This window comes from Tissierella simiarum, assembly GCF_018917865.1.
Classification (GTDB): domain Bacteria; phylum Bacillota; class Clostridia; order Tissierellales; family Tissierellaceae; genus Tissierella_C; species Tissierella_C simiarum.
In genome coordinates, this window is sequence record NZ_JAHLPM010000017.1 from 52,043 (window position 1) to 63,633 (window position 11,591).

The window sequence follows — 11,591 nt, forward strand, 5'->3', positions numbered from 1 at the left end:
AATTTCTTCCTTTCTATACTGTAACTCTATATACATCAATGACACCTTTTATTCTCTTAATCTTTCTCATTAAATCTCTTAATTGTTCTATGTCTTTAATTTCTAAAGTAATATTTATAATTACTAATTTTTCTTTATTCGTTCTAGCATTTAAAGATAGTAATCCTAAGTCAGAGTCTGTAATTTTCTGAGTTATTTCTGTTAATAATCCAGATTTATCAGTAGCCTTGATTTGTATCTCAGCTGGATATGAAGCTTTTTTATGGAAATCCCATTCTACCTCTATAAATCTTTCTGTTCCGTCAACATCACTGACATTAGGACAATCAGTTCTATGAACAGAAACTCCTCTACCTCTAGTTATATATCCAACTATATCATCTCCAGGTACTGGATTACAGCACTTTGAAAATCTAACTTTTATATTATCTAGCCCTTTAATAGTAACTCCTTGGGTAGGTTTTTTCTCTTTCTTCTGAGTACTTTGTTGAATCTTACTTTCAACAAATCCTTTCTCATCTTTAATTTTATAGTAATCATTATAATATTCTTTAAGCTTACTTAATACTTGGTTTACTGTAATACTTCCATATCCTAAGGCTGCGTATAAATCTTCTACTGAGTTTATACTAAGCTTATTGGTAGTTCCTTTTATCCACTCATCCTTTAAAATTTCCGTCAATTTATAACCCTGACGTTTAATTTCTTTTTCTAATATTTCTTTGCCTCTGGTAATATTTAAGTCTCTTTCCTTTAACTTAAACCATTGTCTTATCTTGTTTTTTGCTTGATTACTTTTAACAATTTTAAGCCAATCTCTACTAGGACCATTGCTATTAGTAGAGGTGATTACTTCTACAATATTTCCATTTTTAAGTTTATAATCTAAAGGTACAATTCTTCCGTCAACTTTAGCTCCAACACAGTTGTTTCCTACTGCAGTGTGGACTCTATAAGCAAAATCTACTGGTGTAGATCCATTAGGTAAATTAATAACATCTCCTCTAGGAGTAAAAACAAAGACTTCATCAGTAAAAAAGTCTATCTTTAGAGTTTCCATAAATTCTTTAGGATCTTTTAAATCTTTCTGCCATTCTAGAAGTTGCCTTAGCCAAGTTAGCTTCTCATCAAAATTATCTGCTTTCACTACTCCTTCTTTATACTTCCAGTGAGCAGCAATACCGTATTCTGCTGTTCGATGCATTTCCCAAGTACGTATTTGTACTTCAAATATTTCTCCCTGTGGACCTATAACTGTTGTATGAAGAGACTGATACATATTTGGTTTAGGCATGGCAATATAGTCTTTAAAACGACCGGGTATAGGTTTCCACATAGTGTGAACTATACCTAAAACACCATAACAGTCTTTTATATTATCTACTATAATTCTAATTGCTGTCAAATCAAAAATTTGTTCAAAGCTTTTTCCTTGATAAACCATTTTCTTATATATACTATAAAAGTTTTTTGGTCTACCACTTATTTCGTAACTGATATCCATTTCATCTAATTTCTTACTTAAAGATTCAATTAACTTTTTGACATACGCTTCCCTTTCCCTTCTTCTCTTAGAAACCTTTTCTACTAAATCATAATATCCAGCAGGGTCTAAATATCTTAGAGATAAGTCTTCTAGTTCCCATTTAATCTTAGAAATTCCCAGTCTATGAGCTAAAGGAGCATATATTTCTATAGTCTCTAAGGCCTTTTCTTTTTTCTTAGCATCGCTCATATATTCAAGAGTTCTCATATTGTGAAGTCTATCGGCTAATTTAATTATAATTACTCTAATATCTTTAGCCATAGCCATAACCATTTTTCTTAAATTCTCCGCTTGGTTTTCTTGTTTAGTTTTATATTGAAGTTTCTTTAGCTTAGTCACGCCTTCGACTAAATCAGCTATTTCAGTTCCAAATTCTTCTACAACTTTTTCGTAAGTCGTATTTGTATCTTCTATAATATCATGAAGAAGTCCAGCTATTATAGTAGCTGTATCCATATTTAAGTCAGCTAATATCATTGCCACATTAAAAGGATGTATAAAGAATCTCTCTCCAGAGTTTCTTGCTTGACCTTCATGAGCTGATTCAGCAAAATTATAAGCCTTTATTATTTGTTGCAAATCTGCTTGTGGGTTATATTGCTCTATTTTTAATAGTAAATTCTCTAACATGATATTCACCTGCTCAAAGTTTATTGGTAGTTTAATATTATCTAAATTTTTTATAATGATTATATAAATACCATTTTATACAAGTATTTAATTAAATCTTTAAAATATTATAAATGTATTTAACTTATATTAAATATCATTTTACAATCTATTTCAACTAATATTTTAAAATTTTTATTATGACCATCTATAGTTTTGAATTATAACTTGTAAAGTTGTATTTCCCATATATTCATTTACAGATGGTGTAAATAATATATCCATATTTAATCTGTTATTCAATCCATCGTATAACTTTGCTATTTCCTCTTTTCCATATTTGCGATTTATACTTTCTTCAAAATCTTCAATATTTCCAAAATACAAGCCATCAATAGTCTTCCCACTATTAGATTCCAATATTAACTTAAGTACATTTCTATTATTTCCAAAAACAAATCCTCTTTTAACTTTTAAGCCCTTTTCACCAAATATTGGTTTATTGTTCCCTTTTCCAAAAGGTTCTAATAACTTTAATTCTTCTATTAAATTAAAATTAATAAAATCTAAAGGAAGCTGCATATCTATATATACTTTCGGAATTAAATCATCATCTGTTAAGCTAGTTTCCTTATTTAACCTATCTCTAAGAATATCTATATTACAGGGGTCTAAGGATAATCCTGCTGCCATTGGATGACCACCAAATCTATTTAATAAATCTTTACATTTTGATAGTTCTTCAAACATATTATATTCTTCAATAGACCTGCCTGATCCTTTAACACCTTGTTCTCCCTCTGTAAGTATAATGGTTGGAACATAATATTTATCTTTAATTCTTCCAGCAATTATTCCTGCTATGCTTTCATGAATCTCTGGCTCATAAATAACGAAAACCTTATCATCTTTTAAATTAGAATTCTCAATTATATCGACAACCTTTTCTACACCTTTTATAGTCATATATTTTCTTTCTTCATTAAGCTCCTTAAGATCTCTTGCTAAATCTATAGCTTCATCCACATCATTGCTAAGCAATAGTTTTAAAGATAATAGAGCGCTATCCAACCTACCTGATGCATTTATACATGGTCCAATAATGAACCCTAAATGATATACTCCTAAGTCCTTCCCCTCTATGCTAGTTTCTTTTATAAGTGCTTTTAAACCCATATTATTAGTATTATTTATAAGTTCCAATCCTTTCTTAACTATAACTCTATTTTCATCAATTAGATCTACAACATCACAAACCGTTGCAATTGCCACATATTCTAACAGTTGATAAGACTCTTCAAAGGGTAGATTCATTGCTTTATAAAGCTGTTGTATCAATTTAAAAGCAACTCCTGCACCACATAAACTCTTAAAAGGATATCTACATTCTAATTGTTTTGGATTTACAACAGCATCAGCTTCTAAAGATATGTACTTCTTATGGTTTTCTTCATCTATAATGAAGGGAATATCATGATGATCAGTAACTATTATTGTTAATCCTATTTCTTTTGCTAATTTTACTTGCTCTATAGCAGCTATTCCATTATCACATGTAATTATAGTATCTATTCCGTCTAACTTTGCTTTCTCTATAATTTCGTTGTTTATACCATAGCCATCCTTAACTCTATCAGGTATAACATAGTCTACAACTCCACCACATTTCTTTATACTAGTATAAAGAATAAATACACTAATTACACCATCTACATCAAAATCTCCAACTATACGAATTCTTTTCTTCTCATATATTTTATCTCTAATTATATCTACTGCTTTTTCTAGATCTTTCATTAAAATTGGATTATAAAGTTTATTTAGTTGAGGACTAATAAATCTATCTATTAGATCATAATCCGTTATATCTCTGTTTACAAGTAGTTTAGATACAAATGGACTAATACCTAAGTCCTTTGCTATCTTTCTATGATCTACCTTTTTATTTTTTATAAACCATTTCTCCAAAAATATTCACTCCTATAAATTCTAATAAAAAGTATAATATAATAAAAAGACTTCTATAAATATAGATTAAATTAATGAAGTCCTTGTTAAAATTCATTCTAGGTTAAGTTTATACTAAGAAATTTAGATGTCTCTATATGTTATAAAAAATTTAGATACCTATGCAGATATCTAAATTTTATCATTTTATAATAACTAATTCTAGTTAATATTATCTATTTCTTCATTATTGCTATCTGTCATCTTATTATTCTTTAATTCTCTAATTTCGTCTTCCTTTTCCCCTATCATGATAGTCAATTTATTTCTTTCTTCTTCTATTGAATTTAACTTTTTATTTAAATCCTTAATTTCTTTCTTAAACTTTAAATTATTTACCCAACCTAATAAGGCTACCACTACTGCTCCTAAAATTGCAGAAGCAAAGATAATTATAGCTTGAGATATTTCTACTTTAGTGAAAATAAAATCTATAAGTACTTTATCTCCATTATTTAGAGCAAAAATAGCAACTATTGCTGCAAAGATTAAAGAAAATATAAAACCTTTTTCCACAGCTACACCCCCATAATATCCATATTGTTCCTTATAAGATTTTTACCCAAAATTCAAGTACAAAAACTGCTAAATAGCAGTTTTTGTACTCTCTCTATTTTTTAAATCATACCATAAAGGGCTAGCTATAAATAAAGATGAATAAGTTCCAGAAATTATCCCTATAATTAATGGGAAAGCTAGTACTCTAACGTCTTCAACACCCAATATATATAATACAGTTATAGAAACTAAAGTAGTTAAGGATGTATTAATAGTTCTCCTTAAAGATTGTTTAATACTGTTATTTATAATATTATCAATAGACTCTTTAGGATTTAATTTTAAGTTTTCTCTTATTCTATCAAATATAACTATTGTATCGTTTATAGAGTAACCAAGAATAGTTAATATTGCAGCTATAAAAGCACTATTAACTGGTATTCTAAATATAGCATAAACTGATAAAGTAATTAATACATCGTGAACTAATGCTACAATTGCTGCTATACCAAACTTAACTTCAAATCTCCAAGATATATATATTAACATGGCAACTGTAGCTATAAGAGCAGAAAGCAATGCTTTACTTCTTATTTCCTTGCCCATAAATGGTCCAAATTTTTGAGATTGATAGTTCTTATTTTCTATATTATATTTTTCCACAAATTTATCAATGATATTAGTTATGTCATCATTGCTAAGGTCTAAAGTACTCTTAATAATAATCTCATCTTTTTCAGCACCAGCATGTAAAATGCTTGCATTCTTATCATATTCATCTACTATTTCCTTGGCTTCATCTACAGTAATGGTTTTACCAATTTTTATTTGAATTAAAGTACCTCCTGTAAAATCAATACCATAATTAAATCCTTTCGTTAAAAGCATAACCATACCAACTATTATTATTGCTAATGAAATACCTAAAAATATCTTCTTATTCTTAATAATATTCATATTGTCACCCCTTTTCTACGCTCCATAAAGCTTAGTATTTTTTCCACCAGTTATTGATACCATAAGTTTTAATAAATATTTAGTTATGAAAACTGCTGTTATCATGGAAGCAACGATACCAAGAATTAAAGTAACTCCAAATCCTTTAATTGGTCCAGTACCAAAATAATATAAAACTACACCCGCAATTAAGGTAGTAATATTTGAATCTAGTACTGATGTTAATGCTCTTTTAAATCCGTAATCTATAGAGGTTCTAACAGTTTTTCCAATTCTTAATTCCTCTTTAATCCTTTCAAAAATTAAAACATTAGCATCAACTGCCATACCTATTGATAAAATTAATCCTGCGATACCTGGAAGAGTTAATTTTACCCCAAGAAGCTCCATACTAAATATTACTATTAGTGTATAAATCGTCAATGCTATACAAGAAATAAATCCCGGTAATTTATACATAATTATCATGAATATAAATATTAACAAAATTGCAATGCCGCCAGCTTTAACACTTCTATCAAAAGCTTCTAAACCTAGAGTTGGTCCTATTACTGATGTTTGTAATTCTTTCATTTCTACTGGTAAAGCTCCTGCTCTTATTAAAGTAGCAAGTTTACTAGCACTATCTATATCAAAACTACCACTAATAACGGCTTTACCATCAGTTATAACATCTTGAACAACAGGGCTGGAAATTACTTGATTATCTAAAACGATATAGATTATCTTTTCTTCAATGTTAGTTTTTTCTGCTACTCGTTTCGTAGCAGCTGCAAAATTTTCAGTGCCTTCTTTATCAAATTCCAAAGCCACTACAGGATTTTCTTTTCCCGTATTACTTTGTTGGAACTTTACTTCTGAAGATCTAACATTTTTACCTGTTACAACAACATTTTTATTTGAATCAATAAATTGAAGTTGAGCAGTTTTACCTATTATATCTATAGCTTCTTGTGGATCATCAATACCTGCCAACTCAACTCTTATTCTTTTTTCACCTTCAATAGAAATATTAGGTTCAGAAACCCCTAATCCATTTACTCTTTCATTTATTATAGCTTTAGTTTGCTCCATTAATTTTTGAAGTTCTTCTCCTTTTGCATCCGTTTGAGCTTCTAATATTACATAAACTCCTCCTGCTAAATCCAGACCTAAATCAATAGATTCTTTAGCCTTACCTATTTTATATTTTCCTATTTCAACTCCATTTATGGCTACAAAAGAGCTAAAAGCTACTATAGCTACTATTAATATAAATAGTATAGTATTTTTCATATTCATCTTAATCCCTCCTAGTTATCAAGATTTGCCAATATGGAAATGGCACATTCTATTCTTTTCTTCTCCATTTCACACCCAATTTCATAAGGCTTCATAATATCTTTATGTGAATTATATGCGTTAGCATGACAGCCGCCACTGCAATAAAATCTGGCCCAACAGCTTCTACATTCTTCTTTATTATAAACATTGGCTTTTTTAAAAGTATCTCTTAATTCCGTATTAAAAACTCCCTCAAAAACATTACCTATTTTAAACTCTTCTTCTCCTACAAACTGATGACAAGGATATAAATCTCCTTCTGGAGTAACAGCCATATATTCAGAACCAGCGCCACAACCAACTGCTCTTTTTACGATACAAGGTCCTTGCTTCAAATCAATCATAAAATGGAAAAAGTAAAAATCTTTGTCTTTATTCTTAATCTCTATATACTTCTTCGAAAAGTTTTCATATTCTTCCAATACTTTCTGTAAATGTTCTTCTCTTAAAGCATAATCTTTATCAGGGGAAGTAACTACAGGCTCTATAGAAATCTTTTTAAAACCTTGATTATAGAAATCTATAGCATCTTCTGAAAAATCAATATTATTGCTAGTAAAAGTTCCTCTTATATAGTAGTCTTTATCTCCTCTTTTATCTACCATTGCTTTAAATTTGGGTACAATTATATCATAGCTACCTTGTCCACTAACAGTTTTTCTCATATGGTCATTAACTTCTTTTCTTCCATCTAAACTTAAAACTACATTATCCATATTTTCGTTAATATAATCAATTTTTTCTTCATCCAAGAGAACACCATTAGTAGTTATAGTGAATCTAAAATTTTTATTATATTCTTTTTCTAAACTTCTACCATAGTCTACCAATTTTTTAACTAAATCAAAATTCATCAATGGCTCTCCACCAAAGAAGTCTACTTCTAAATTTCTTCTTGTCCCAGAATTTTCAACTAAAAATTCTAAGGCTTTTTTTCCTACTTCCAAGGACATAAAAGATCTATCTCCTTTAAAATCACCTTGAGAAGCAAAACAATAGCTACACCTTAAATTACAATCATGGGCTACATGAAGACACATAGCTTTTACAATATTATCTTCGTTATATTTAAGATTTCTAATATTAGACTCTTCTGAAAAAAGAAGTCCTCTTTCAGTTAATGTTTTTATTTCTTCATATACATCTACTATAGTCTTTTCATCATAATTGTCTTTAAAAATTTCTTTTATCTCTTGAAGAGATTTGTCTTCAAAATAGTCTATAATTTCATATACTACCTTATCAACTACATGAACTGCTCCACTATTTATGTCAAGAATAATATTTTGATCATTTAAATTAAACTTGTGAATTTTTACTGCCTTACTCATCATAAGCCTCCTAAAAACAGATTTAATGCAAATAAAAAGTAGTGGATAAACCACCACCTTTCACATGCTATTTATTTTCGCATTTTTGATTTCCTACTGTACAGGACGTTTTACATGCTGATTGGCAGGAAGTTTGGCATTCACCACAGCCACCTTTAGCTAAAGTATCTTTTAAGTTACTTCCACTTATAGTCTTAATATGTTTCATCTTTAACCCCCCTTAAACTGGAATTATGCTGTTTATCATTATATCATATATTTTTTCTAATTTAAAGAATTATTTTAAGTTTATACCTATGACCCCCCCTATAACTCCAGTAACCAAAGCTATTACAAATTTGCTTATAGAATAAATATCTAGTATAAAAGGTTTTATAAAAAGGAAGCTAAGGAACATTAGTATTAAGTAATAAATAACTCCTATTATTCCTCCATTAATCCATCCTTTTTCTTTTACCTTCATAGCTGCATATACACTTCCAGATGTAATGCTAATAATCATAACAATGGTATTCAACAACGGTATCCTAGATTCCTTTAAAGAAGTAAAGGTTAATAGCATAGAGAAAACCAAGATTAGAATACAAGTCATTATGTAGGATAATAATAAAGCCTTTGCTAGATATGCACTTCTATCTAATCCTTTAACTTTCATAAAAACACCTCCCTATCTCTACTTTAAATTTATTTATGATAAGGAAGATTTATTACTTAAATAAAAAACTTCCTCATTAAAAGGAAGCTTTTCTGCTAGTCATTGTCTTTAGTATCATTCTCTTCTACACTAGTTTCTTCTTTTTCTTTTTTATTGTTTTTGGATTCATTCTTTTTAACAACATTTCCAATAGCCCATTTAGTTACATCAAGTTTTGTCTTGGAGGAACCAACTTCAATAGTTATTATGTCCTCTTTTGCTCTTATTACCTTACCATAGATACCACCAATTGTGATAATATCGTCTCCAACACGTAGGTTGTTTCTCATTTCTCTAATTTCTTGTTCTTTCTTCTTTTGTGGTCTAATGACAAACAGGTAAAATACTACTAAAAAACCTATTGGTAAAATTAAACCTTGTAATGCTTGTGCGTTCATTTTAAAAACCCTCCCTTTCTAATTATTATTTATTCAACATAAATTAAATAAATCCTTCTTTTTTAATCATTATATCCATATTTTTTATAAAACTCATCTTTATATTCTAAAAGTCTATCTTCTTTTATAGCTTGCCTTATATTTTCCATAAGTTTTATTAAGAAATATAAATTATGAATTGTAGCAAGTCTAGCTCCCAATATTTCATCTACATTGAAAAGATGTCGAATATAAGCTCTAGAATAGTTGGTACATGCATAACAATCACATTCAGGATCTAACTTAGAAAAATCTTTAGTATATTTAGCATTCCTTATAACTAACTTCCCTTGACTTGTAAGTACAGTTCCATTTCTAGCAATTCTGGTAGGCAATACACAATCTGCCATATCTATTCCTCTGATTACCGATTCAAAAAGATAATCTGGAGTACCTACCCCCATATGATATCTTGGTTTATTTTTAGGAAGTAGTGGAGTAGTAAAATCTAACATTTCACACATTAAATCCTTAGGTTCTCCAACACTTAGTCCACCAATAGCATATCCAGGGAAATCTAGCTCTACTATATCTTTAGCACTTTGTTCTCTCAAGTCCTTATACATTCCACCTTGAACTATTCCAAAAAGCCCTTGTTTATCCCAGTTTTTATGATAATCCTTACATCTTTTAGCCCATCTTGAGGTCCTTTCCATGGATTGCTTTGCATATTCATAAGTTGCAGGATAAGGAGTACATTCATCAAAACACATCATTATGTCTGAACCTAAAGAGTTTTGTATTTCTATAGATTTTTCTGGACTAATAAAATGTTTTGATCCATCTATATGAGATCTAAACTCTACTCCTTCTTCTGTTATTTTTCTTAAATCTCCTAAACTAAAAACTTGAAATCCCCCACTATCAGTTAAAATAGGTCCATCCCAATTCATAAACTTATGAAGTCCTCCTGCTTCTTCAACCAGTTTATGGCCTGGTTTTAAGTATAGATGATAAGTGTTACTTAAAATTATTTGAGCACCCAGTTCCTTCACTTCTTCTGGAGTCATGGCTTTCACCGTTGCTCTAGTTCCTACAGGCATGAATATAGGTGTTTCTATTACACCATGAGGTGTATATAGCTTCCCTAATCTAGCTTTACATTCCTTCGATTCTTTCAATAATTCAAACTTTATCGCCATAATTATCCTCCTATTACTTAATTAACATTGCATCGCCAAAACTAAAAAATCTATATTTTTCATTGACGGCTATATTATAAACCCTAAGAATTTCCTCTCTGCCAGCCAAAGCACTTATAAGCATTAATAAGGTTGATTCTGGTAAATGAAAATTAGTGATTAATCCATCAATAACTTTAAACTCATATCCTGGATAAATGAATATATCTGTCCAACCAGATTTTACATCTATATATCCATTCTTATTTCCTACAGTTTCAAGAGTTCTAGTAGAAGTTGTACCTACAGATATAATTCTTCCACCATTTTTTTTAGTTTTATTAATAATATCTGCAGTTTCTTTAGATATTTGGTAGTATTCAGAATGCATATGATGCTCTTCTATATTATCAACCTTTACCGGCCTAAAAGTACCTAGACCAACATGAAGAGTTATATATGCAATAGAAACACCTTTTGCTTGGATCTTATCTAATAAGCTCTTTGTAAAATGAAGTCCTGCCGTTGGTGCTGCAGCAGAACCAATATTCTTAGAATATACAGTTTGGTATCTTTCTTTGTCTTCTAATCTTTCTTTAATATATGGAGGCAATGGCATCTCTCCTAATTTATCCAATATTTCTTCAAATATTCCCTCGTAATCAAATTCTACAATTCTTGTACCATCTTCTCCTATGGATAAAACTTTACCTGTTAAAAGTCCATTTCCAAATTCTATGACTGCATTGGGTCTAGCTTTTTTTCCTGGTTTAACTAGTGTTTCCCAAGTTTTATCTTTCACTCTTTTAAGAAGTAAAAACTCAATGTTTTCTTCCTTCCCTATTCTATTTCCAAATAATCTAGCTGGAATAACCCTTGTATCGTTTAATACCAAACAATCACCAGGATTTAAGTAATCTATAATATTTTTAAACCGTTTATGTTCTACAATACCAGTTTCTCTATCTAAAACTAAAAGTCTTGATTCCTCTCTATTTTCAATAGGATATTGAGCAATCAACTCTTCTGGTAAATCGTAATAAAAATCTTCTGTTTTCATTAAATCAT

Annotated in this window: 11 protein-coding genes; all 11 read right to left on the reverse strand. The window is 29.5% G+C overall.

The window, feature by feature from the left end; all coding sequences use genetic code 11:
* Positions 1 to 13: 13 nt before the first annotated feature.
* Complete coding sequence (locus tag KQI42_RS16655; RefSeq protein ID WP_246566701.1) at positions 14 to 2,176, reverse strand: RelA/SpoT family protein; 2,163 nt, start codon at positions 2,174 to 2,176, stop codon at positions 14 to 16.
* 177 nt (positions 2,177 to 2,353) lie between these two features.
* A complete protein-coding gene (gene recJ / locus KQI42_RS16660) occupies positions 2,354 to 4,123 on the reverse strand; it encodes a single-stranded-DNA-specific exonuclease RecJ (protein WP_216521407.1) in 1,770 nt (589 codons plus the stop codon).
* Between the two features lie 201 nt (positions 4,124 to 4,324).
* Positions 4,325 to 4,678, reverse strand: coding sequence for a LapA family protein (locus KQI42_RS16665; protein WP_216521409.1), 354 nt, complete (start codon positions 4,676 to 4,678; stop codon positions 4,325 to 4,327).
* Between the two features lie 69 nt (positions 4,679 to 4,747).
* Positions 4,748 to 5,617, reverse strand: coding sequence for a protein translocase subunit SecF (gene secF / locus KQI42_RS16670; protein ID WP_216521412.1), 870 nt, complete (start codon positions 5,615 to 5,617; stop codon positions 4,748 to 4,750).
* A 15-nt stretch (positions 5,618 to 5,632) separates the two neighbouring features.
* Entirely contained in the window at positions 5,633 to 6,898 is a 1,266-nt protein-coding gene (secD, locus tag KQI42_RS16675; protein ID WP_246566702.1) for a protein translocase subunit SecD, read from the reverse strand.
* An 11-nt stretch (positions 6,899 to 6,909) separates the two neighbouring features.
* Positions 6,910 to 8,271 carry a thioether cross-link-forming SCIFF peptide maturase gene (gene scfB, locus KQI42_RS16680; RefSeq protein WP_216521414.1) on the reverse strand — a complete coding sequence of 454 codons (1,362 nt, stop codon included), beginning with the start codon at positions 8,269 to 8,271 and terminating at the stop codon, positions 6,910 to 6,912.
* A gap of 67 nt (positions 8,272 to 8,338) precedes the next feature.
* Positions 8,339 to 8,479, reverse strand: a complete 141-nt coding sequence (scfA, locus tag KQI42_RS16685) for a six-cysteine ranthipeptide SCIFF (protein WP_216521415.1) — start codon at positions 8,477 to 8,479, stop codon at positions 8,339 to 8,341.
* A gap of 69 nt (positions 8,480 to 8,548) precedes the next feature.
* Positions 8,549 to 8,926, reverse strand: coding sequence for a TIGR04086 family membrane protein (locus KQI42_RS16690; RefSeq protein ID WP_216521416.1), 378 nt, complete (start codon positions 8,924 to 8,926; stop codon positions 8,549 to 8,551).
* A 95-nt stretch (positions 8,927 to 9,021) separates the two neighbouring features.
* On the reverse strand, positions 9,022 to 9,363 hold the full coding sequence (yajC, locus tag KQI42_RS16695; protein ID WP_216521417.1) for a preprotein translocase subunit YajC: 342 nt from the start codon (positions 9,361 to 9,363) through the stop codon (positions 9,022 to 9,024).
* 62 nt (positions 9,364 to 9,425) lie between these two features.
* Complete coding sequence (gene tgt / locus KQI42_RS16700; protein ID WP_216521419.1) at positions 9,426 to 10,544, reverse strand: tRNA guanosine(34) transglycosylase Tgt; 1,119 nt, start codon at positions 10,542 to 10,544, stop codon at positions 9,426 to 9,428.
* A 13-nt stretch (positions 10,545 to 10,557) separates the two neighbouring features.
* The gene (gene queA / locus KQI42_RS16705) at positions 10,558 to 11,583 is read right to left on the reverse strand and encodes a tRNA preQ1(34) S-adenosylmethionine ribosyltransferase-isomerase QueA (RefSeq protein WP_216521420.1); all 1,026 of its coding nucleotides are present in this window, start codon (positions 11,581 to 11,583) and stop codon (positions 10,558 to 10,560) included.
* Between the last annotated feature and the right edge of the window lie 8 nt (positions 11,584 to 11,591).